Origin of the sequence: Thiohalocapsa halophila (assembly GCF_016583825.1) — a bacterium.
In the GTDB taxonomy this organism is placed as follows: domain Bacteria; phylum Pseudomonadota; class Gammaproteobacteria; order Chromatiales; family Chromatiaceae; genus Thiohalocapsa; species Thiohalocapsa halophila.
Genome location: NZ_NRRV01000016.1, coordinates 39,676 through 61,982 on the forward strand (window position 1 = coordinate 39,676; position 22,307 = coordinate 61,982).

The 22,307-nt window shown below is 70.7% G+C and carries 18 protein-coding genes and 1 tRNA gene; 13 read left to right on the top strand and 6 right to left on the bottom strand.

The genetic code is table 11. The features are described 5' to 3' along the window. Nucleotides 1-11 precede the first annotated feature (11 nt). The 3 genes from CKO31_RS08760 (at nt 12) to CKO31_RS08770 (ending at nt 3,888) form a co-directional block, all read left to right on the top strand. Nucleotides 12-1,397 (top strand): NAD(P)/FAD-dependent oxidoreductase, encoded by a 1,386-nt coding sequence (locus CKO31_RS08760; RefSeq protein WP_200236007.1) that lies wholly within the window; start codon nt 12-14, stop codon nt 1,395-1,397. After that, a complete protein-coding gene (locus tag CKO31_RS08765) occupies nt 1,397-2,350 on the top strand; it encodes an HPP family protein (protein WP_200236009.1) in 954 nt (317 codons plus the stop codon). Before CKO31_RS08760 ends, CKO31_RS08765 begins: the two co-directional genes overlap by 1 nt. A 95-nt stretch (nt 2,351-2,445) precedes the next feature. Then, a complete protein-coding gene (locus tag CKO31_RS08770; RefSeq protein WP_200236011.1) occupies nt 2,446-3,888 on the top strand; it encodes a 2Fe-2S iron-sulfur cluster-binding protein in 1,443 nt (480 codons plus the stop codon). Nucleotides 3,889-4,084: 196 nt separating this feature from the next. Here CKO31_RS08770 and CKO31_RS08775 read toward each other — a convergent pair whose 3' ends face one another. Next, nucleotides 4,085-4,270 carry a hypothetical protein gene (locus tag CKO31_RS08775; RefSeq protein ID WP_200236013.1) on the bottom strand — a complete coding sequence of 62 codons (186 nt, stop codon included), beginning with the start codon at nt 4,268-4,270 and terminating at the stop codon, nt 4,085-4,087. 392 nt (nt 4,271-4,662) lie between these two features. Here CKO31_RS08775 and CKO31_RS08780 point away from each other — a divergent pair, with 392 nt between their 5' ends. Both CKO31_RS08780 and CKO31_RS08785 read left to right on the top strand, forming a co-directional pair. Then, nucleotides 4,663-6,189: an FAD-binding domain-containing protein gene (locus tag CKO31_RS08780; protein WP_200236014.1), complete on the top strand. Its 1,527-nt coding sequence runs from the start codon at nt 4,663-4,665 to the stop codon at nt 6,187-6,189. Between the two features lie 145 nt (nt 6,190-6,334). Beyond that, the gene (locus CKO31_RS08785; protein ID WP_200236019.1) at nt 6,335-6,697 is read left to right on the top strand and encodes a SpoIIAA family protein; all 363 of its coding nucleotides are present in this window, start codon (nt 6,335-6,337) and stop codon (nt 6,695-6,697) included. A gap of 26 nt (nt 6,698-6,723) precedes the next feature. Here CKO31_RS08785 and CKO31_RS08790 read toward each other — a convergent pair whose 3' ends face one another. Next, nucleotides 6,724-7,605: an SDR family NAD(P)-dependent oxidoreductase gene (locus CKO31_RS08790; RefSeq protein ID WP_200236021.1), complete on the bottom strand. Its 882-nt coding sequence runs from the start codon at nt 7,603-7,605 to the stop codon at nt 6,724-6,726. A gap of 212 nt (nt 7,606-7,817) precedes the next feature. On the opposite strand from CKO31_RS08790, the gene CKO31_RS08795 reads away from it, so the two are divergent. After that, a complete protein-coding gene (locus CKO31_RS08795; RefSeq protein WP_200236023.1) occupies nt 7,818-9,128 on the top strand; it encodes a coiled-coil domain-containing protein in 1,311 nt (436 codons plus the stop codon). Between the two features lie 118 nt (nt 9,129-9,246). Here CKO31_RS08795 and CKO31_RS08800 read toward each other — a convergent pair whose 3' ends face one another. Further along, the gene (locus tag CKO31_RS08800; RefSeq protein ID WP_200236025.1) at nt 9,247-9,957 is read right to left on the bottom strand and encodes a hypothetical protein; all 711 of its coding nucleotides are present in this window, start codon (nt 9,955-9,957) and stop codon (nt 9,247-9,249) included. 170 nt (nt 9,958-10,127) lie between these two features. On the opposite strand from CKO31_RS08800, the gene CKO31_RS08805 reads away from it, so the two are divergent. Continuing rightward, a tRNA-Leu gene (locus CKO31_RS08805) sits at nt 10,128-10,212 on the top strand. A 162-nt stretch (nt 10,213-10,374) separates the two neighbouring features. On the opposite strand, the gene CKO31_RS08810 is transcribed toward CKO31_RS08805, so the two are convergent. Further along, complete coding sequence (locus CKO31_RS08810) at nt 10,375-10,599, bottom strand: DUF2061 domain-containing protein (protein WP_200236027.1); 225 nt, start codon at nt 10,597-10,599, stop codon at nt 10,375-10,377. A gap of 298 nt (nt 10,600-10,897) precedes the next feature. On the opposite strand from CKO31_RS08810, the gene CKO31_RS08815 reads away from it, so the two are divergent. From CKO31_RS08815 to CKO31_RS08830, 4 genes are all read left to right on the top strand, one after another. Beyond that, a complete protein-coding gene (locus tag CKO31_RS08815) occupies nt 10,898-11,365 on the top strand; it encodes a (2Fe-2S)-binding protein (RefSeq protein ID WP_200236029.1) in 468 nt (155 codons plus the stop codon). A 30-nt stretch (nt 11,366-11,395) separates the two neighbouring features. Beyond that, nucleotides 11,396-13,612 (top strand): xanthine dehydrogenase family protein molybdopterin-binding subunit, encoded by a 2,217-nt coding sequence (locus tag CKO31_RS08820; protein ID WP_200236031.1) that lies wholly within the window; start codon nt 11,396-11,398, stop codon nt 13,610-13,612. Nucleotides 13,613-13,900: 288 nt separating this feature from the next. Further along, on the top strand, nt 13,901-16,081 hold the full coding sequence (locus CKO31_RS08825) for a tRNA(Met) cytidine acetyltransferase TmcA (RefSeq protein WP_498370612.1): 2,181 nt from the start codon (nt 13,901-13,903) through the stop codon (nt 16,079-16,081). Nucleotides 16,082-16,184: 103 nt separating this feature from the next. Further along, complete coding sequence (locus tag CKO31_RS08830) at nt 16,185-17,399, top strand: class I SAM-dependent rRNA methyltransferase (RefSeq protein WP_200236035.1); 1,215 nt, start codon at nt 16,185-16,187, stop codon at nt 17,397-17,399. 220 nt (nt 17,400-17,619) lie between these two features. Here the strand turns inward: CKO31_RS08830 and CKO31_RS08835 are convergent, their stop codons facing one another. Then, nucleotides 17,620-19,119, bottom strand: coding sequence for an SLC13 family permease (locus CKO31_RS08835; RefSeq protein ID WP_242475250.1), 1,500 nt, complete (start codon nt 19,117-19,119; stop codon nt 17,620-17,622). A 226-nt stretch (nt 19,120-19,345) separates the two neighbouring features. Here CKO31_RS08835 and CKO31_RS08840 point away from each other — a divergent pair, with 226 nt between their 5' ends. Next, nucleotides 19,346-20,080 carry a DUF6629 family protein gene (locus CKO31_RS08840; RefSeq protein WP_200236037.1) on the top strand — a complete coding sequence of 245 codons (735 nt, stop codon included), beginning with the start codon at nt 19,346-19,348 and terminating at the stop codon, nt 20,078-20,080. A gap of 207 nt (nt 20,081-20,287) precedes the next feature. Here CKO31_RS08840 and sat read toward each other — a convergent pair whose 3' ends face one another. Next, the gene (gene sat / locus CKO31_RS08845; protein WP_200236039.1) at nt 20,288-21,475 is read right to left on the bottom strand and encodes a sulfate adenylyltransferase; all 1,188 of its coding nucleotides are present in this window, start codon (nt 21,473-21,475) and stop codon (nt 20,288-20,290) included. Nucleotides 21,476-21,868: 393 nt separating this feature from the next. Between sat and CKO31_RS08850 the strand changes: the two genes are divergently transcribed. Further along, nucleotides 21,869-22,144 (top strand): hypothetical protein, encoded by a 276-nt coding sequence (locus CKO31_RS08850; RefSeq protein WP_306341724.1) that lies wholly within the window; start codon nt 21,869-21,871, stop codon nt 22,142-22,144. The last annotated feature ends 163 nt before the right edge of the window (nt 22,145-22,307 follow it).

A 22,307-nucleotide genomic window follows, 5' to 3' on the forward strand; every position in this document is an offset into this window, starting at 1 on the left:
AGGACCCGCGCATGAGCACGAGCGACCGAGCAACGACCAAGCCACGCAACACCACCATCTCCAGTGCATCCGCCCGGAGCAAGGCAGCCGATACCAGCCGTCGACGCTTCCTCGGCACCGGCGCCGCGGTACTGACCACTGCGACCCTCGGCGCTGGTGGCTGGCTCGGGGCCGCCAGCCGCGCGGCGGCCCAAGCCGCACCGTCGGCGCCCAAGGCGCGGGTCGTCGTCGTCGGCGGCGGCTACGGCGGTGCCATCGCCGCCAAATACCTGAAGCTGGCGGACCCGGACATCCGCGTCACCCTCATCGAGCGCAGCCCGTACTACGTCTCCTGCCCCCTCAGCAACGAGGTAATCTCCGGCGAGCGGGACATCGACAGCCTCACCTTCGACTACCGTGGCCTCACCCGCCGCGGCGTCGCCGTGATGCAGGACGAGATCGTCGCCGTCGACCCGGAAGCGCACTATGTCCGCGGTGCCGGCGGCGCCCGCTACAACTACGACAAGCTGATCCTCGCCCCGGGCGTCTCCTTCGACTACGACCCCATCGACGGCATGAGCGAGGCGGTCGCCGAGTCGACCATCCCCCACGCCTGGAAGGCCGGGGCGCAGACACTGCTGCTGCGCCGCCAGCTTCAGGCCATGCCGGACGGCGGCGTGGTGGCCATCGTCGCCCCGCCCAACCCCTTCCGCTGCCCGCCGGGCCCCTACGAGCGGGCCGCGCAGATGGCGCTCTACTTCAAGCACCACAAGCCGAAGGCCAAAATCCTGATCCTGGACGCCAAGGACGCCTTCTCCAAACAGGCCCTGTTCCAGGCCGGCTGGCAGGAGCACTACGGCGACATGATCGAGTGGGTGCCGGGCGCGGCCGGCGGCATCATCGAGGCCGTCGACCCCAAGACCCGCACCCTGACCGGCCTGGTGGAGGACTTTCAGGCGGACGTAGTGAACCTGATCCCGCACCAGCGCGCCGCCAAGCTCGCCGTGGACGCCGGCCTCACCGACGCCGCCGGCTGGTGCCCGGTCGACCAGCAGACCTTCGCATCCGAGCAGGCGCCGGACATTCACGTGATCGGCGACGCCGCCATCGCCGGCGCCATGCCCAAGTCCGGCTATGCCGCCAACTCCCAGGGCAAGGTCTGCGCCGCGGCGGTGGCCGCCGCCATCAACGGCGAGCCGCCGCCGGCACCAAGCTACGTGAATACCTGCTACAGCATCCTGGCCCACGACCACGGCATCTCCGTCGCCGGCGTCTACGAGCTCAAGGATGGCAACATCGTCTCGGTGCCCGGCGCGGGCGGCCTCTCGCCTGTGGATGCCGATGCCCGCACCCGCGCCATGGAGGTGGAATACGCCATCGGCTGGTTCCGCAACATCACCGCGGACATGTTCACCTGATGCGATTCCCCCGGCTGGGCATCGAGCAGCACCCGGCCAGCCACCTGGAGCGCTGGCTGTCGATGGCCGGCGGCGGGCTCGGCATCGCGCTGGTGCTCGCGCTCGCCGCCTGGCTGGCGCCGCCTGGTGCCGAGCCCCTAGTGGTGGCGTCCATGGGCGCGTCGGCGGTGCTGGTGTTCGCGGTGCCCCACGGGGCGCTGTCGCAGCCCTGGCCGGTGCTCGGCGGGCACCTCGTCTCCGCCGCCGTCGGCGTCAGCATCGCGCAATGGATCGCGGACCCCCTGCTGGCCGGGCCGCTCGCGGTGGGGCTCGCCATCCTGGCCATGCACTATGCCCGTTGCATCCATCCGCCAGGCGGTGCGACGGCGCTGGCGGCGGTGATCGGCGGTGCCGCCGTCAGGGACCTCGGCTACGGCTTCCTGCTGGTGCCGGTGCTCGTCAACCTGCTGGCGCTGCTCGCCGTCGGCGTGCTATTCAATTATTCCTTCCGCTGGCGGCGTTATCCCGCGGCGCTGGTGGCAGCCGGACCGGCCACCGCGGCAGAGCCGCCGGCGCTGGATCGCGACGACCTCGCCTATGCCCTGCGCCAAATCGGCTCTTTCATCGACGTCTCCGATGAAGACCTGCTGCGCATCTACGCCCTCGCCAGCCGCCATGCCGACGAGCAGGGCCTGGCGGCGGCGGACATCCAGCCCGGGCGTTGCTATAGCAACGGTCGCTTCGGCCCGGAGTGGTCGGTGCGCTGCGTCGTGGACGCCGCGGACACGGCGGACAACGATCTGCTTATCTACCGCGCCGTCGCCGGCGCCGGCGCATCGCGCAGCCGCCGCGAGACGGGCACCGTCAGCCGCGCCGAGCTGGCGCGCTGGGCGCGCTACGAAGTGGTGCGCGACGAGACCACCTGGCGACCGGTGCCGCGCACGGCGGACAGCGGGGCCGAATCCGCGGCCTGACAGGGCCCCGGCGGCTTGTGCCCCGGGCGCCGCGGCCCACCGTCTTTGGTTAGACTGGCGGGATCGGCCTTGCCAGCACGACCCGCATCCCCACCATGACCCAACGCGTCTCCCTGTCCCGCGCCGCGCGCCTCGCCGGCGTCACCCGTGCCGAGCTCCAGCGGCGCATCCGCAAGGGCGAGCTCACCACCTTCGAGGGGGAGCTCGACATCGCGGATCTGCTGCGCGTCTACCCCAGCGTGACGTTCGAGAAGACCGGCAAGCTGGAGCAGGTGGAGCAGATCAAGGCCGACGCCGTGCCCCGCAGCCATGACGCTGACACGGCGCTGCCGAGTCCCGAGGTGCTGGTGGCACGCATCCGCTCCCTTGGGGAAGCGCTGGCGCAGAAGGCGGCGCAGGCGGATGCGCAGGGCACGCTGCTGGATGAGCTGCGCCAGCACCTCATCGACGACCCGGTGCCCGCCGGCCTGGTCCCTTGGCTCGACGAGCGCCGCCAGGAGATCGACGCCCTGTCGCCGGAGGACGGGCGCGCCAAGCTGTTCGCAAAAGACACCTTCCTACGCCTCATGTCCGCCAGCATCAAGATCATCCCCAGCGGCCACGAATTCTTCGTCGACGGCACCGAATCCATCCTGGAGGCCGCCGTGCGCGCCGGTGTGCGCCTGGGCTACGGCTGCGCCAGCGGCAATTGCGGCGAGTGCAAGGCGCGGGTGGTCTCGGGGGAGGTGTCGCGCATCGCCGATCACGACTATGTGCTCTCCGAGCGCGAGAAGCACATGGGCTACATGCTCACCTGCTGCAACACGGCCGTCACCGACGTGGTGCTGGAGGCTTCGGAGGCGCGCACCACCGCGGACCTGCCGGAGCAGGACATCCGCGCCCAGATCCGCAAGCTGGAGGCCGAAGGCGACGATCTGCTGGTGCTACATGTGCAGACCCCGCGCACCCACACGCTGCGCTTCATGGCGGGCCAGCGTGCCCTGCTCGCGCTGGAGAACGGCGCCGAGCGCGAGCTGCCCATCGCGTCCTGCCCCTGTAACGGCCGCAATCTGCAATTCTCGGTGCGCCGCGGGGACGATGCCTTCGGCGCTTACCTGTTCGAGCGCAGGCCGTCGCGGGAGATGGTGCGAGTGCGGGGCCCGGCGGGGCATTTCGTGCTCGACGAGGACTCCACCGAGCCTGCGGTGTTCATCGCCCTCGGCGACGGCATCGCGCCCATCAAGAGCCTCATCGAGCACGCCATCTCCATCGACCGGATCGAGTCCTTCCACCTCTATTGGAGCGTGGAGCAGCCGGACGGCCATTACCACCAACGCTGGTGCCGGGCCCTGAAAGAGACCCTAGACAACTTCGCCTTCACGCCGTTGGTGGATGCGGGCACGGACGATCTGCTGGCGATGCTGCGCTCGGATCTGGCGGAGCCCGAGGCACTGCGGTACTACATCGCCGGGCCGACGGCGGCGGTGAATGCGCTCGCCGAGGCGTTGACCGCCGCCGGCATTCCGGCGGCGCGTGTCAGCGGCGAAGGGCTGGATTGAGCATGGGCCGGCGCCCGGCCCGAGCCGGCTGTCGGGCTTCGCTGCGCTCAGCCCGACCTACGACGCGCCGCTGCGGCCGATTTCGTTGCCAGCCCGGCGTAGGTCGGGCCGACGCTGGGAGGCCCGACGCTGGAAGGCCCGACGCTCAGGCGGCGTCGAGTGTGCAGCATCGGGCGTTTCGCGTCCGGGCCGACACTCAGGCAGCAACCGCCGGCGGTCGATTCTGCCGCGGCGGCAAGAATACGGTGCCCTTGCCGAAGCGATTGATCGCCTCGTTGCGCACCCAGGTCGGGGCGTCGCCGTAGAGTCGCAGATAGGTGAAGCCGCAGTCGCCGCGCTCGATGCTCGCGACCCAGTGGGTGAAGTTGTCGTTGTCTTGCATGCTCACTCCTCCGCCGCCCTGGCGGGTTGCTCGTTGTAATGGGCGGTTTTTGTCGAACGCCGACGACGCCGGCGGCGATCCCCTGCCGCCAACACTACCTTAACTCTATCCGACAATGACCGCGATGGCTTGATCCCTTGCGCTCGGGTGCCGACTTTCCTCACATGGCGGGGTCGGAGCGCATCGGCCCGCCACTTGCTGGAGCCAGAGGCACGGAATCTGCGTCGATCACAACGACCCTCGCCCACCTGGGCGTACTGGCCTGTGCGGGGGGCTGCCCGTCGCGGCGGGGACGCCGCTCCCACCAAGCAATCGACCGGCCAGGGTTATGATCGAGGCGGCGGCGTCTTGGTCACCAACCGGCTCCTCCCCCAACTCCCGGCGAGCCCCGCATGGCCACACAACACAACCCCGAGCGCCCCATGGAGCTGGTCTGGCTAAAGCGCGACCTGCGCCTGCGCGACCACGCACCGCTGCTGGAGGCCGCCGCCCGCGGCCCCGTGCTCTGCCTCTATGTCTACGAGCCGGAGCTCATGGCGCACGAGACCACGCATGCCGCGCACCTCGCATTCATCCATGCATCGCTAGGCGAGCTGGACGCGGCCCTGCGCGAGCGCGGCGGCGGGCTCGTCACCCGCGTCGGCAACCTGCCCGAGGTCTTCGACCGGCTCCATGCCGAGCGCCCCATCGCCCGGCTCTGGAGCCACGAGGAGACCGGACTCGGCATCACCTACGAGCGCGACAAGCGCGTCAAGCGCTGGACGCGGGAGCAGGGCATCGAGTGGATCGAGCTGCCGAATCACGGCGTCTTCCGCCCGCTCGCGGACCGTGATGGCTGGTCCGCGCGCTGGCGCCGGCGCATGGCCGAGCCGGTGCGCCCGGCGCCCGAGCGCATCCACGGTGTCCTGAACCTGCCGAGCGCCGGCATCCGCAGCCCGGCGGACCTCGGCGTGGCCGGAGAGCTGCGGCCGGAGGCGGTGGCGCCCGGCATCGACGTGGCGCACGGGGTGCTCGCGGACTTCCTCGCCCAACGCTCGCGCAGTTATCAGGGCGACATCTCCAGCCCGGTCACTGCCTGGAGCGGCAGTAGCCGGCTGAGCCCGCACCTGGCCTGGGGCAATCTGTCGGTCCGCGAGGTCTACCAGGCCACCACCGGCCGGATCGCCCGGCTCAAGGCCATGCCGGACCGCGACGCCAAGGACTGGGCCAAGTCGCTCGGCTCCTTCGCCAAGCGCCTGCACTGGCATTGCCACTTCATCCAGAAGCTCGAAGACCAGCCGGACATCGAATTCCGCAACCTGAGCCGCGCCTGCGACGGCCTGCGCGACGAGCGCCCCGACGCGGTCCTGCTGGACGCCTGGCGCTTCGGTCAGACCGGCTATCCCATGGTGGATGCCTGCATGCGGGCGCTGGCCGCCGGCGGCTGGATCAACTTTCGCATGCGCGCCATGCTCATGAGCTTCGCGAGCTACCACCTCTGGCAGCATTGGCGCGAGCCGGCACTGCACCTGGCACGGCTGTTCCTGGACTTCGAGCCCGGCATCCATCTCAGCCAGGCGCAGATGCAATCGGGCACCACCGGCATCAACGCCGTGCGCATCTACTCCCCGGTGAAGCAGGTGCGCGACCACGACCCGGAGGGCGTGTTCATCCGCCGCTGGTGCCCGGAGCTTAAGCTGGTGCCGAACGCCTACCTGCCACGCCCCGAGACCATGCCGGCGCACGTCCAGCACGCCGCCGGCTGCGTCATCGGCCGCGACTACCCGGCGCCCATCGTCGACAACGGCAAGGCCTGGTTCCGCGCCCGCCAGCGCATGGGGGCGCTGCGTGCCCGCGGCGAAGCCCGCAGCGAGGCCCGACAGATCCACCGCCGCCACGGCAGCCGTAAGCGCCCGGACGCCTCCCGGACGGCGCGCTGAGGACCTTCGCCGCCGACTATGCTGTAGACAGGCGCAGCGCGCGCGGGGCGGCAACCCTCCGCGGGCGAATCATGGCATGCCGTCCCCGCGGCGCGCTGCGCCGAACAGGCGATAGGTCTGCGTCATACGCTCAGGAGGTCATGCGATGATCCAGCGACTCACCGGACTCCCGGACAATGTCATCGGCTTCAGCGCCCACGGCCAGGTCACGGCGGCCGACTACGAGGACCACGTCATGCCCGCCGTGGAGGAGGCGTTCATGCGTCATGAGAGGATCCGGCTCTTGTACCACCTCGGCGAGGACTTCGACGGCTTCGACGCCGGCGCCCTGTGGGACGACAGCAAAGTGGGCCTGAGCCACCTCGCCGCCTGGGAGCGAATCGCGCTGGTGACGGACATCGGCTGGCTGCGCGGTGCGACCAAGGCCATGGGCTTCATGATGCCGGGGCAGGTGCGCGTGTTCACCAACACCGAGCTGGAGACCGCCCGCAACTGGCTCGTCAGCTGACGCGCCGGGGGTCGCCTATCGCCGGCTCAGTCCGAGCGCTCGGGCGCCGTCAGCCCGGTCAGCTCGGCGCTGAGGCGCCAGAGCTCGGCGTTCGCGGCCGGGTCGTCGGCCTGCTCTGGTGCGGTGATGGGCTTGCGCCCGCCGAAGTACTCGCCGCTGAGGTCGGCCACGTCGTCGGAGGTGAGCAGGTAGAGCACGCGCTCGGCGGCGCGCTCGGGCTTCGGCAGGGCCCAGCCGAAGGTCTTCGCGAACAGCTTGAGCGCCCAGTTCTGCGCACCATCGGTGCCGCCCAGGTTGGACAGGAAGACGCCCGGGAAGACGCAGTTCACCGTCACCCCCGTCCCAGCCAGCCGGCGCGCTAGCTCGCGGGTGAAGTGGATGTTGCCGAGCTTGGCCTGCCCGTAGGCGGCCATCATCCGATACGGACGGTGCTCCCAATTGAGGTCCGAGAAGTCCATGGCCGTGTCGATCTTGGTGCCGACGTTGACGATGCGCGCACCGCCATCCGCCTGCGCCGCCGCCTTCAGCAGGTCCAGCAGCAGATTGGTCAGCAGGAAGGGGCCCAAATGATCCACCGCCAGGGTGCGCTCGATGCCGTCCGCCGTCAGGCCAAGCTCGGCGAAGGCGCTGCCGGCGTTGTTCACCAGCAGGTGCAGCGCGCCAACACGCTGGTGCACCTCCGCCGCGGTGGCCCGGATGTCCGCCTGCGAGGCGAGATTGCAGACCAGCAGCTCCAGCTGCTCATTGCCGGTGGCCGTTATGATCTCGTCCCGGGCGGCGGCGCCCCGCTCGGCACTGCGGCAGAGCATCAGCACCCGCGCGCCGCGAGCCGCCAAAGCCATCACCACGGCCTTGCCGAGTCCGGAATTGGCGCCGGTCACCAGCGCCGTCTTGCCTGCCACCTGCATGCGCCTTGCCTCCACGATGAATCGATCGCGGCGCTTTCCGCCGCTACGAGGGATATGGCGGCCGGCACCGGTCCATGGCAATGGCGAGCGCGCTTTTCCGGTAGGGTACCCCTATCTGCGTGCGCCTCCGCCCGCTTGGCAAGCGGAGCACGCTCACGGATCATGCAGGGGCTGAACGGTATTCATCCACCAGGACGACGGATCACGCAGGTATGACCGATTCCCCGGACCCAGACGCACCCGACCATAAAGAGGACGACAATCCCGACCTCGCCGGCTTCCTGCACAGCGAATCGCCGCGTCGTCGTAGCGAGCCGGACCCGACGGAGTCCCTGCGTCGGCCGCCGCCGCCGCCCGGCGACCCAGGCGACGACGCTGCCGCGGGCCCGGCCACCGAGGATGTGCGCGACCTCCAGAAGTCGCTGGTGGAGCGCATCGCCGACGTCGACGACGACCGCCGCCGCACGTCGGTGCAGCTGCGCAAGGCCCTGGAGACCCATCGCGACGAGATCCGCGCTCAGCGCCAGCGCGACCACACCGCACTGCTGGTGCTCATGGGTATCGGCATCATCCTGCTCGCGGCGGTGCTGCTGCTGTTCAACCAGCTCATCCAGACCCGCAGCAGTCTGGAGGAGCGCCTGGCACAGCTGGAGGGGGCGGCCGCGGCGCCTCAGAGCAGTGCACCGGCCGCGCCGGGCGCCGTCAGCGACATGCAGCAGCGCATCGACCGGCTGGAGCAGCGCCTGAGTGGGGCCTCCGACACCGAGGACCTCCGGACACGGCTCGCCCGGCTCGAAGCCCAAGCCCAGCCCGCGGGCACCATGGGCAAGCTCGACGAGCGCCTGAGCCGGCTGGAGCAGCGCGCTCCCAGCACGGGCGTCGACGCGGCCCCCATCGAAGACATCGACGAGCTCGCCGACGCCATCGAGGCCATCGGTGACCGCCTGACAGCACTGGAGGGCCGGCTCGGGCAGCTCGCGGAGGGCCGGGCCACAGCAGCTTCCGCGGAGCCGGGGTCGGCAGCCGAAGCGGCGCCGGACGCCGCGGACCTGACAGCGGCCGTCGCTGCCGCCGAGCAGCGCCTGGACGACCGACTGGCGCAGCGGCTGGCGGCGCTGTCCACACAGATCGGCGCACTGCGCGAGCGGTTCGCCGCGCTGCCGACCGGCACGGACACCACAGCGGCGGCCGAGACCGCGGCCGAGCCCACTGAGGCAGAAGCGGGCGCGGACGGCAGCTTGACCACGGCCGCCGGCACCATTGCGCTACAGCTCGCAGGCTTTCCGAGCCGCGCCGCCATCGACCGCTTCATCGCCCGGCAGCCGCTGCCGGAGCGGGTGTACCTGACCGTCGACAGCTGGCGCGGGCGCTCCTGGTACGGCTTGGTGCACAGCTTGCACCCGGACATGGCCGCCGCGGAAGACGCGCGGGCGCAGCTGCCGTCCGAGCTGACGCGCCTGGATATCTGGCTGCGGGAGCTGCCGGCGGGCTCGCGGCTACAGATCTTGGACGGGAGACCCTGAGGGCGCCGTCCCAATCTACGGCGCCCTCGGCTCCGGCGATTCATCGCGGCCTTGAGGCCACTGCCACAGGCAGTTGCGCCCGTGGGAGCGGCATCCTTGCCGCGACGCAACGGCGCTTTCAGGGCGCTATCGTCGGCAGCTCCACACCGTCGCCGTCGAAAACCAGCTCCAGATTCGTCTGCGCCAGGGTGCTGATGACGTTTGGATCATCGGCAATGTCGAACACCCAGGTCGCCCGCCGGCCGTTGACGGCATCGGCATTGCTCTCGATGATCTCCCCCGGCGCGACGATGGTCTGGGCGATGCGGAAGCCGGCGAGCATCGCCGACATCTGCTGCATCAGCTGTTGCTCGGAGGCGCCGGGTGCGCTCATCTCGTCGCCGCCACCCCGCTGGGTGAGCCGGTAATCGCCCCCGCCCATGCGCGTAACCGTCAGTGCGCTGTCCTCGAACAGCTCGGTGCGCTTGAGCGCCCGAAGGTCGTCAAAGGCCACAGTGAGGTCGATATACTTCCAGCCGTCTACCACCTCGGACGACAGCGCCGTCAGCTCCACGCCGCTGGGCTTGTCCGCCTCGAACGCCTCGCGCACCTCCGCTTCGTCGAAGCGAAACGGCTGCTCGGGCTGCACCGACATCCCCTGGCCACCCTGGGCCGACATCTGCTCCATGGCCTGAAGCTGCGCGAGCGTCTGCTCGGACATGCCATAGCGCATCTCGAGCGTGCCGGACCCGTCGGGGCTCAGCGTCAATGTCTGGTCGACCTTGATGCAGCCGGCCAGCGCCAGCAGCGCGCCGAGCACCAGGACGGTCGCCATGCGTCGCATCGTCATGATCTGCACTCTCTGTTGTCGTCTCCAATGCCGCAACAGCGCGGGCGAGCCGCCAATCGCGGCGCGCCGCCCCGGCCGTCGGCTCCGGCACAGAGTATGCGCCGCGCAAGCGGGTTGACGCGACGCCGGATTCCGTCACATCCGCCAACCCGCTAGACTAGCGCCCCTGCGCGCGGGTGGCGGAATTGGTAGACGCGCTGGATTTAGGTTCCAGTGGAGCAATCCGTGGGGGTTCGAGTCCCCCCTCGCGCACCAATCAGCTCCAAGGGTTGCGCCATCGCTCTCGCCCGGCTGCGGAATCGCCCGAAGCAACGTGACGCGCTGCCACTCGGGCTGGCGCGATTTGCGCACCCTGCGGCCCACCTCCCCAAAAGTCGCTGCGGCGGTCTCTCCCATCGCCGCCTAGGCGGACTCCCCTCAAGCCGCCATCGGCATGGCCGTGCCGCTGCCGCGCCCGCCCCGCGCTGCCCGGTAGCGCCGGATGCGCTCCCACACGCGCTCATGGAGGTAGTAGGCGACGGTGTTGACGGCGGGCTCGACGAGGGCCACGGCGCTGCCGACGACGATGTCGCCGGTGAGGGCATAGGTCACGCCGAAGGCGACGCTGAAGTGCATGATCGCGAAGGTGATGGTCTTGGTCATGGGTCTGCTCCAAGGCTGTATGCGATTTATGAGAATGATAGCGCTTCTCATTTGCATATATAGACGATTGTGTCGACCGAATCCATCGGCATAACCAATCGCAAGATTGTCAACCACGAGACAAGAGATCGCAGAGGTCGGCCGCCGGGGGAGCAAGCCGCGCCGGATCAGCGAATGACGCCACCTTGGCATCGCGGCCGGCGCGCCGACATTGGCGTTACCATGACAGCGTGCCGGCGCTGCCGGCAGACCGCTCTCCCCCCACCGCCCCGCGTCCATCCGTACGGAGGTCACCGCGATGATCGAGCTTCGCGTCAACGGCGAGACACACCAGTTGGACATCGACCCGCAGATGCCCCTGCTCTGGGCGCTCCGGGAGCACGTCGGCCTCACCGGCACCAAGTACGGCTGCGGTATCGGCCAGTGCGGCGCCTGCACCGTGCATCTGGGCGGTGCGGCGGTGCGCTCGTGCTCGGTGCCCGTCAGCGCGGCGGCGGACCAGGACATCACCACCATCGAGGGGCTCGCCGACGGCCCGCGGGGCGCCGTGGGCAGTGCGGTGCAGCAGGCGTGGCAGGACCTGGACGTGGTGCAGTGCGGCTTCTGCCAGTCGGGCCAGATCATGCAGGCGACAGCGCTGCTCGCCACCGACCCGGCCCCGGACGACGCCGCCATCGACACCAACATGACCGGCAACATCTGCCGCTGCGCCACCTATGCGCGCATCCGCAGGGCCATCCACAAGGCCGCGCAGGCGCTGGGCTGAGTCAGGCACACAGAGCCCAAGGAGACGAGCATGAGCAACCCAAAAATCGTCAACCTGAGCCGCCGCCGGTTCCTGAAGAGCTCCACCGGCGCCGCCGCGGGCCTGACGCTCGGCGTCTGGCTGCCGGCCCGGGGCCAGATGGCGGGCCCGGAGCGCGTCGCCGGTCCCGGCATGGCCGGCGGCGGGGCGGCAGCCGCGGGCGATTTCGCCCCCAACGCCTTCGTGCGCATCGCCACGGACGACAATGTCACGGTCGTCTGCAAGCACCTTGAGATGGGCCAGGGCACCTTCACCGGCCTGCCGACCCTGGTGGCCGAAGAGCTGGACGCCCGCTGGGCGCAGATCCAGCCCGAAGGCGCACCGGTAGACGCCGAGCGCTACAACAATCTGTTTTGGGGCAGCGTGCAGGGCACCGGCGGCAGCACGGCCATCGCCAACGCCTTCGAGCAGATGCGCAAGGCCGGCGCCGCCGCCCGCGCCATGCTGGTGGGCGCGGCCGCCGCGCGCTGGCAGGTGCCGGCGGCGGAGATCACCGTCGTCGACGGCGTGGTCAGCCACCCCAAGAGCGGCAACAGCGCCACCTTCGGCGAGCTGGCGGTCGCCGCCGCCGAGCAGCCGGTCCCCGACGAGCCCAAGCTCAAGGCCCCGTCCGAATTCAAGCTCATCGGCAAGGCCTTCCTGCCGCGCAAGGACAGCAAGGCCAAGTGCACCGGGGTCGCCCAGTTCACCCAGGACGTGCGGCTGCCGAACATGCTCACCGCCTGTGTCGCCCACCCGCCGCGCTTCGGCGCCAAAGTGCGGGGCTTCGACGCAAGCGCGGCCGAGGCCGTGCCCGGGGTCGTGGAGGCGGTGGCAATCCCGAGCGGCGTCGCCGTGCTGGCCTACGACTTCTGGTCCGCACAGCAGGGCCGCAATGCCCTGACGGTGGACTGGGACGAGTCCGACGCCTTCAAGCAAGGCTCCAAGGAGATCCTCGCCGACTACCGCCGGCGCGCCAAAGAGCCCGGCAAGACCGTCACCCGCGTCGGCGATGCCGAGGCCGCGCTGGCGGCTGCCGCCACCGTCGTCGAGGCCGAGTACAGCGTGCCCTTCCTGGCGCATGCGGCCATGGAGACCATGGACTGCGTCATCACGCCGGACGCCGACGGCGGCGTGCGGGTGGTCAACGGCGAGCAGTTCCAGACCATCGACCAGCAGGCGGTCGCCGAGGTGCTGGGCCTTGAGCCCGAGCAGGTGCGCATCGAGATGCTCTACGCCGGCGGCTCCTTCGGCCGGCGCGCGAACCCACAGTCGGACTACCTCGTCGAGGCGGCGCACATCTTCAAGGCGGCCGGCGGCAAGACATCCGTCAAGCTCATCTGGACCCGCGAGGACGACACCCGCGCCGGCTTCTACCGGCCGCTGTATCTGCACAAGGTCCGCGCCGGGCTCGACGCCGACGGCAAGCCCGTCGCCTGGCAGCACCGCATCGTCGGCCAATCCATCATCACCGGCACCGCCTTCGAGCCGGCGCTGGTGGTGGACGGCATCGACCAGACCTCCGTGGAGGGCGCCAAGGAGCTCCCCTACGCCATCCCCAACCGGCATCTGGACCTGCACTCCCCGGAACTGCCCGTGCCGGTGCAGTGGTGGCGCGCCGTGGGCTCCACCCACACGGCCTTCGCGGTGGAATGCATGATGGACGAGCTCGCCGCCGCCGCCGGCACGGACCCGGTGGACTTCCGCGTGGCGCTGATGGGCGAGCACCCGCGCGAGCGCGACGTGCTCAAGCTCGCCGCCCAGCAGGGGGGCTGGTACGACCCGCCGCTGGCCGAGGGCCGCGGGCGCGGCATCGCCGTGCACAAGTCCTTCGGCAGCCATGTCGGCATGGTGGCCGAGGTGACGCTGGACGACGACAACGGCTTCAGCGTGGACCGGGTGGTTATCGCCGTGGACTGCGGCACCGTGGTGAACCCCGACGTGGTGGTGGCGCAGATGGAAGGCGGCATGGGCTTCGGTCTGTCCGCGGCGCTGATGTCCGAGATCACCCTGGTGGACGGCGCCGTGCAGCAATCCAACTTCCACGACTACCTGGTGCTGCGCATGGACAAGATGCCCGAGGTGGAGGTGCACATCGTGCCGTCGAATGAGGCGCCCACCGGCGTCGGCGAGCCGGCGACCCCGGTCATCGCCCCGGCCGTGGCCAACGCCCTGGCGGCGGCCACCGGCAAGCGCTACCACCAGCTGCCGCTGGAGCGCGCCGCCTGAGACCCGCCGCATCCAGTTGCCGGCAAGTTATGGTTACCATCGGTTGCGGGGACGGTAACCTGAATTGCAGGGTGGGACAGCCCCTGAGCTATCCCCGACGTTTTGGGACAGTATACGGGATTGCCTCGTCACTGACCTTCACCGAGTCTTGAGTAACGGGGACGAGTAACGGGGACAGTACACTCAATTGCCCTGTATCCGATACCATGCAGACTGACTGACCGCCGAGATCGGTATACCGTCCCCGCTTTCGGGCCTGTTGCGAGCGCCAGCCCCCTGACTTCACCCATCCTCTCCAGCCTCAGCGAGCTCCTGGCCGCCGTCGCCGCAAGCGGCGAGCGCCGCCTGCTGTGGCTCGCGGGCTCTGCGGATTGGACGCTGGCGGCGGCAGAGGCCGTCGCGGCCGCGCTGGCGCTGCCGGACACCCGCTGGCTCGGCAGCCGCGGCCGCGTTGCCGATCCGAATCGGCGCACGTCGGGGCTGGGCGGCGAGTGCGGCCTGCTGGTGGTGGATGCTTGGGCGGGGCTGGATCTGGACGCGCTGGGCGCCGCCGCCGGCACACTGCGCGGCGGCGGGCTGCTGGTGCTGCTGACACCGCCGCCGGCGGACTGGCCCAGGTGGACCGACCCCGCCCCCGAGCGCTGCGCGAGCTTCCCCCATGGCGCCGCCGCCGTCACCGGGCGTCTGATTCGGCGTCTCTGCGGCCTTTTGGATGCGAGCCTGGCGGTGCGGCGAGTCGACGGGCCCGCGGTGTCCGCGGACGCGCCATCCCCGGCCGCGGACACCGCAGGTCATGGCTTGAGCCTTTCGGTGCTCCGCTCGGCTCCGAGAGCCACGCCCACGGCCACCGGACCCACATCGGACCATGCGCAGACCGAGGCCGCGACACCCGACCAAGCAGAAGCCGTCGCGGCCATCCTCGCCACCGCCAACGGCCGCTCGCAGCGCCCGTTGGTGATCACCGCCGACCGCGGCCGCGGCAAGTCCGGCGCCATGGGCCTGGCGGCTGCGCGGCTCCAGGCCGACGGCGGCAAAACCATCCTGCTGACCGCCCCCAGACGCGCGGCAGCCGAGGCGGTGCTGCGCCACGCCGGCGATGCCGCGCCGCGCTTTCTGCCACCGGATGCGCTGCTCGCCGAGACGCCGCCGGCGGACCTGCTGTTGGTGGACGAGGCGGCCGCCATCCCGGCCCCGCTGCTGTCGCGAATGCTGGAGCGCTACCCGCGCGTCGTCTTCGCCACCACGGTGCACGGCTACGAGGGCACCGGGCGCGGCTTCGAGGTGCGCTTCCGCGCCGTACTGGCCCGGCTCAGGCCCGGCTGGCGGGCGCTGCGCCTGAGCCAGCCCATCCGCTGGGCGCCGGGCGACCCGCTGGAGGCGCTGCTGGATCGGGCCCTGCTGCTGGACGCCGAGCCGGCGGCGGATGCGGATGCCGAGGCAGCGCTCGCCACCGCCGGCCCCGCCGACATCCGCTTCGAGACGCCGGAGCGCGACGCCCTCGCCGCCGACGAGCCGCGGCTGCGCCAGGCCTTCGGGCTGCTGGTGCTCGGGCACTACCAGACCCGCCCCTCGGACCTGCGCCAGCTCCTGGACGCACCGGGCATCGCCGTGCACTGGCTGCGCGCCGGCGAGACCCTGCTCGCGGTGGCCGTCAGCGGCCGCGAGGGGCGGCTGCCGGCAGACCTGCATGAGCCCATCTTCACCGGCCGCCGCCGTCCCCGCGGGCATCTGCTGCCGCAGACGCTCAGCGCCCACGCCGGGCTGCTCGACGCCCCCGGGCTCGACTGCCGGCGCATCCTGCGCATCGCCGTGCATCCGGCGGTGCAGCGTCGGGGTCTCGGCCGCCGCCTGCTGGCGGACCTCGCGAGCGCCGGCGCCGACGAGGGCGCGGACCTGCTCGGGGCCAGCTTCGGCGCGACACCCGAGCTGATCGGCTTCTGGCGCGGCTGCGACCTGGTACCCGTGCACATCGGCAGCCGCCGCAATGCCGCCAGCGGTGCCCACGCCGCCGTGGTGCTGCGCGCGCTGACGGCCGCCGGCGGAGCCGTGCTGCAGCTCGGCCGGCAACGGCTGGTCCCGCGGCTGGCGGTGCTGCTCGCTGGCCCCCTGCGGGACCTGGAGCCGGCCGTGGTCGCCGAGCTGCTGGCCGCCGCGCCGAGCGCCAGCGTGCAACTGGATGACCTGGAGCTGCGGGAGCTGCACGCCTTCGCCAACGCCGACCGCGGGCTGGATGCGACGCGCCCGGCGCTGCACCGGCTGCTTCAGGCCGTCCTCCCGGGAGAGCCGGCGGCGGACATCATCTCGCGAGCCCAGCGTCACGCCCTCATTGCCTGCGTGCTCCAGCACGCGGACCCCAGCGATTGCGCCGCCCGGCTCGGCTGCAGCGGCGCCGCCGCCGTCGTGGCCGAGCTGCGTACCGCCACCGCGGCGCTGCTGGCCGCCGGGGGACGCCAGCCATCGCCCGACTGACACCGCGCGATCGGTGAGGGAGCACCGGCCGGCGTCGGCGTAGGACATGACCCGGTGTTTGCCGTTAAGCTGAGCGGTTACCCACAGCGCCGAGGTCCCAGCCATGCACTCCGTCCCGCTGCGTCTCAAAAAGGACCAGGAACGCCGCCTGCTGGCGGGCCATGCCTGGGTCTACAGCAACGAGGTGGACACCGCGGCCACGCCGCTTGCGGACCTGGAGCCCGGCCAGGCGGTGGAGATCATCGCCCAGCGCGGGCGCTGGCTCGGCCACGGTTATGCGAACCCGCATTCCCTGATTTGTGCGCGGCTGGTGAGCCGGCGGCGCAGTCAGCCCATCGGCGCCGCCCTCCTGGTGCAGCGGGTGCGTGCGGCGCTGGCGCTGCGGGAGCAGCTTTTCGAGGCCCCCTTCTATCGCCTGGTGCACGGCGAAGGCGACGGCCTGCCCGGCCTGGTGGTGGACCGCTACGGCGATCTGCTCGCGGTGCAGATCACCACCGCCGGCATGGACCGCCTCCAGCCCCTGGTGCTGGCCGCCCTGGAGCAGGTGCTGCGGCCCACGCACATCGTGCTGCGCAACGACAATCCGATGCGCGAGGTGGAGGGGCTGGCCCAGGGGATTCACTGGGTGCTCGGCGACGACCCCGGCGCCATCACGCTCACCGAAGGCGAGCTGCGCTTCGCCGTGGCGCCGGCGGGCGGGCAGAAGACCGGCTGGTTCTTCGACCAGGCGGACAACCGCCGCGCGCAGCACCGCTTCGGCCCGGCCCGGCGGGTGCTGGACGTCTGCTGCTATTTGGGTGCCTGGGGCCTTGGGGCCGCCGCCGACGGCGCCGAATCGGTCGCATTCGTCGACAGTGCCGACAGCGCCTTGGCCGGGGTCACCGCCAACGCGGAGCGCAACGAGCTCGCCGCGCGCATCGACACCCTGCACGGCGATGCCTTCGAGGTCCTGCGGGCGCTGCGCGACGACGGCGCCCGCTTCGACCGGGTCATTCTGGACCCGCCCGCCTTCATCAAGCGCCGCAAGGACGAGCGCGAGGGCACCCGCGCCTACGAGCGCCTGAACCGCCTCGGGCTCGGGCTGCTCGCGCCGGGCGGGCTGCTCATCACCTCCTCCTGCTCATTCCACCTGAGCCGCGAGGCCTTCCTGCGCACCGTCCAGTCCGCGGCGCGCCGCACCGAGCACGAGCTGCAGCTGCTGCTGGCGGGCGCCCAGGGGCCGGATCATCCGGTGCACCCGGCCATCCCGGAGACCGCTTACCTCAAGACCTTTTTCCTGCGGGCGCTGCCGGGCGCCCGGGCCAACGATGCTGATTGATTGCGACGGCCCGGACCCGCGGCAGGCACTGCGCCTGACGTCCGGACCCACAGGATGCCAAAGGGAAACGGTGACAGTTTCTTCAATTCCCTAACGTCGTCGTACCGAACCCAATTACGTATACCGTCACCTTTTTTGGTGAACCCGCTCAATTGCGTACACCGTCCCCGTTTCTGGGTCATTCAGTATACTGTCACCGTTTTTGTGTTTGGGCGGCGGGTTAAGCCAGCACCAGCCGCCCGCCGAGCGTGACCACGGCCGTCACCACCAGCACCGCGAGCAGGTTGAGGCCGAGCCCGGCGCGGGCCATCTGCGCGATGGTCACTTGGCCGGACGCGAAGACGATGGCGTTGGGCGGGGTGGCCACGGGCAGCATGAAGGCGCAGCTCGCCGCCAGGGCCGCGGCGGTGAGCAGCAGGCCGGGCGGTGCGCCGGTGGCGGCGGCGGTGGCCGCGAGCACGGGCATGAGCGTGGTGGTCACCGCCGTGTTGCTGGTGATCTCCGTCAGCATCACCACCAGCGCGGCCACGGCCAGCACCAGCACCCAGTGCGGCAGCCCGCCGAGGCCGCCGAGGCCGGCGGCGATGAAGCCGTCCACGCCGGTGCCGGCGATGGCCGACGCCAGGCTGAGCCCCCCGCCGAACAGGATCAGGATCTGCCAGGGCACGGCCTTGGCGGTTTCCCAGTCCAGTGCCCGCGGCCGGGGCTCGCCCGGTGCCGGCCGCGGCCCCGCCGGCAGCATGAACAGCACCAGCGCGCCGAGCATGGCGACGCCGGCGTCCGTGAGGCCGTCGAGCCCGGTCCAGGCCGCCAGCTGCGGGCGCAGCAGCCAGCCCGCCGCGGTCAGCCCGAACACCGCGGCGGTGACCCGCTCGCCCAAGCCCATGGGCCCGAGGCGGGCCAGCTCGTCGGCGAGCACCGCCCGCCCGCAGGGCAGCGGCGTCGACGGCAGGCGGAAGGCGACGCGGGTGAGATAGAGCCATGTCAGCGGCAGCAGCACGGCCACCAGCGGCAGGCCGATGCCGAGCCAGCGGACCATGCTCAGGTCCAGCGCATACTGTTCGCGCACATAGGCCGCCAGCACCAGGTTCGGCGGCGTGCCCACCAGGGTGCCGGTGCCGCCGATGGAGCAGGCGTAGGCGATGCCCAGCACCAGGGCGGTGCCGAAGGCGCGCATGGACACGGCGGAGTCGTCACCGCCGCCCTGCTCCGCCAGCAGCCGCAGCACGCTGACGCCGATGGGCAGCATGACGATGGCCGTAGCGGTGTTGCTGATCCACATGCTGAGGAGCGCCGCGGCCAGCATGAAGCCGCCCACCAGGGCCCGCGGGCTGGTGCCCACCCGCAGCAGAATCCACAGCGCGATGCGCCGGTGCAGCCCGAAGCGCTGCACCGCGAGCCCGAGCAGGAAGCCGCCGAGAAAGAGAAAGATCAGCGGGTTGGCGTAGGGCGCCGTCGCCGCCGCGATGTCAGCGATACCGAGCAGCGGAAAGAGCACCACCGGCAGCAGCGCCGTCGCCGCCAGCGGCACGGCCTCCGTGAGCCACCAGACGGCCATCCACACCGCCACCGCCGCGGTGGCGCGGCCGGCGGGACCGAGCCCTGCCGCGACACCGTCGGCGCCGGGCGCGGCGGCGGGCAGGAGCCACCATACCAGCAGCGCGAGCGCCGGCCCCAGCAGCAGCCCAAGCCCCGCAATATCCGCACGCCGCATCTCCATCCCGCCTCCGCACAAATGGCCATGGGGCCCGACCCGAACGCTCAGTCCGACCGGGGCCGCGTCAGCCCGTCACCCGCCCCGGTGCACCGCCGAGTCCGAGGCGCTGGGCGCGTCAACCAGAGTCTAGCCCCGAGGGCGGTCCCATGGACCATACTGTGAGGAGCACCTCCCCGGCCGTTGTCGGCGCGGCGCCGCTCACAGAGTCCGCAACCGCCGGGGGTCGTCCATGTGCTTCAATGCCGCAGCCAGCTTCGCCGCCAGCGCCGTGCTCATCCCGGCCGGACTGCATACCCTGCGCATCGCCCGGGCAGCGGACACGCGCTGGCTGGCGCTCGCGGCGTTTCCGCTGCTGTTCGGGGTCCAGCAGGCGCTGGAGGGGGTCCTCTGGCTGGCACTGGGCGATCCGCTGGGGGATTTCGTCGGCGTACCGCCGCCGACCCTGACCCCGCTGCTGGCGCTGGGCTTCCTCGCCTTCGCGTATGTGCTGTGGCCGACGCTGGTGCCGCTGGCGGCTCGCAGCGTCGAGCCACGACCCCAGCGCCGCCTGCTGTTCGGGCTGCTGGCGCTCGCAGGCGCCGCTGGCGGGCTCTTCATCTACCTGCCGCTCCTGCTCAATCCGGACTGGCTCGGTGTCAGCATCGTCGGCGGCTCCATCCTCTACGAGCCGAACATCCTCTTGTACTCCATACCGACCGCACCCCTGGGCCGCGGACTCTATGCGCTGGTGGTGCTGGTGCCGCTGCTGGCCTCCTCCGAGGCACTGGCGCGCCGGTTCGGCCTGCTGATCTGCGTGTCGGTTATTGTCAGCGCGGTGGCGTACGGCTACGCCTTCGTATCGGTGTGGTGCTTCTTTGCAGCGCTGTTGTCCGCTTGGCTGGGCGTGCGACTACCGGCGCGCTTGGGCGAGCAGGCCGCCGCCGGCGACGGCGCAAGCGCGCAGCAACGGCTCCCGCAGCGTTAGCGCGTGGATACAAGCGCCTCGAGCCCGCGGGCGGCGCGGGCCTGAGATGCCGCGCGGCTCACGGGTAGCCTGCATCGCAACCGGGAGCGGTATCGACGCCGTCAATCAGCCGGCACACAAACACGGGAAACCCGCGCCGGTGGATCGGCGCGGGCTGCCCTTCGGCCGCGGCTGCGGGCGGGTGCGGTGCTCCCCGCGAGCGCTGGCTTACTTCAGCGACTGATAGTAGTCCATCAGGATCTGCGCCACCTCGGGGCGGCTGAACTCGGGCGGCGGGGCGATGCCGTTGCCGAGCATCTCGCGCACCTTGGTGCCGGAGAGCAGCACGAAGTCCTCCTTTTCGTGATCCGGGGCCTCGCACATCATCACCACCTTGCCGAGCTTCTTCGAGAAGGCGGTGTGATCGGCCTTGAAGATCTCGATGTCGAGGGCGCCCTCCGGCACCTCTTCGTCGAAGATCTTCTGGGCATCGAAGGGACCGTAGTAGTCGCCGACGCCGGCGTGGTCGCGGCCGATAATGAAGTGGGTCGCGCCCATGTTCTGGCGGAAGTAGGCATGCAGCACGGCCTCGCGGGGGCCGGCGTAGAGCATGTCGAAGCCGTAGCCCGTGACCATGGCGCTGTTCGGCGGGAAGTAGGTCTCCACCATCTTGCGGATGGCGGCGTCGCGCACCGGGGCTGGGATGTCACCGGGCTTGAGCTTGCCGAGCAGCATGTGAATCACCAGGCCGTCGCACTCCAGGCGATCCATGGCCATGTGGCAGAGCTCCTCGTGGGCGAGGTGCATGGGGTTGCGGGTCTGGAAGGCGACCACCCGCTGCCAGCCGCGCTCGGCGATCTCGTGGCGGATCTCCACGGCGGTGCGGAAGGTGTCCGGGTAGTCGTCCTGGAAATAGGAGAAGTGCAGCACCTCGATGCTGCCCGACAGCGCCATGCGGCCCTGGCCGTTGAAGGCCGCCACCCCCGGGTGCTCGGGGTCCGTGGTGCCGTAGACGCGCTCGGTGAGCCGTTGCATCTGCTCATCGCTCACCTCTTCGACGGCGTCCACATCCATGATGGCCAGCACGGGCTCGCCTTCCATGTTCGGGTCCCGCAGCGCGATGCGCCGGGCCTCGCCGATGGCGGCCACGTCGGGCACCAGGCACATCACCGGCACGGGGAAGAACAGGCCGTCGGTGGTGCGCATGCGCTCGGCGACGCTCAGGGCGTCGGCGACGGTCATGTAGCCGGTGAGCGGGCTGAAATAGCCGCCGCCCATCATGACCGCATTGCCGGCGGCCTGGGAGCTGATGGTGATGGCCGGGAGACCCTCGGCCTCGTGCATCAGGCTGTGATGGCGGTCCGGATCGTAGACGAATCGTGGCTTGAGCTCGGTAGAACCGACGGGTTTGATCATGAAAGCCTCGGAGGTTGGCGCTGATGGGTGCCGAAGCCGGCAGAATCCGGGCATGGCGCGCAGAGCCGCACCCGGTCACAGCCGACGGCGGGCGCAGAAGGATGCCTGCGGCGGGCGGGCGCTTTGGGCTCTTGCCGTGCCGATAGCGCCCGGCAGCCTACCATAGGGCGAGTAGTGGTTTTCCCAGGTTTTTCCTATGACGGGTACAGGAAATTTTTGGCCCGAGCAGCGGCGGTCAGATAGAGCTCGCAGGCCCCGTGACCAGGGGTTCCGAGGGCTCGGGCACCCGCGCCGCGCCTTGCGTTTCGCCGTTGATTCTGCGAAAACCGCCGGCAACTGAACGCCCGCTGCGGACGTGCTCGCCGGCCACCCTGTCCAGCCCCGGCGTCCAGCATGACCATCCGCCGCCCGCGCCAAATCGTCCGTTGCTATGCCCCCGAGGTGACCTGCATGCCGTATTTCGTCTACCGCCTCTCGCCCAAGCTGGAATTGCGTTACATCGACACCAAGGATCGCTACCAGGAAGCGCGTGCCCTGGTTCGCAGCCTGCGTCAGGAACGCGCCCCTGATGACGATGGCGACTATCGCCTGATCTTCGCCAACCAACAAGGCGAGGCCGAGAAGCTCCTGTCCACGCCACGGGACGAGCGCGTCATCGGCGAGGACTGACCAGCCGGCGCGCGGCGTTGTCACCATCGCACTCACCGATCGAAGCCTGCTGGCGAATAGCGATCATCCGGGGCGGCACGCCGTCGTTGCCGCCAGCGAGCCATCCACGCTCGACACGGATGCGCCGGCCCCGACGCGCAGGATAGACGGCTGAGACGCTGGA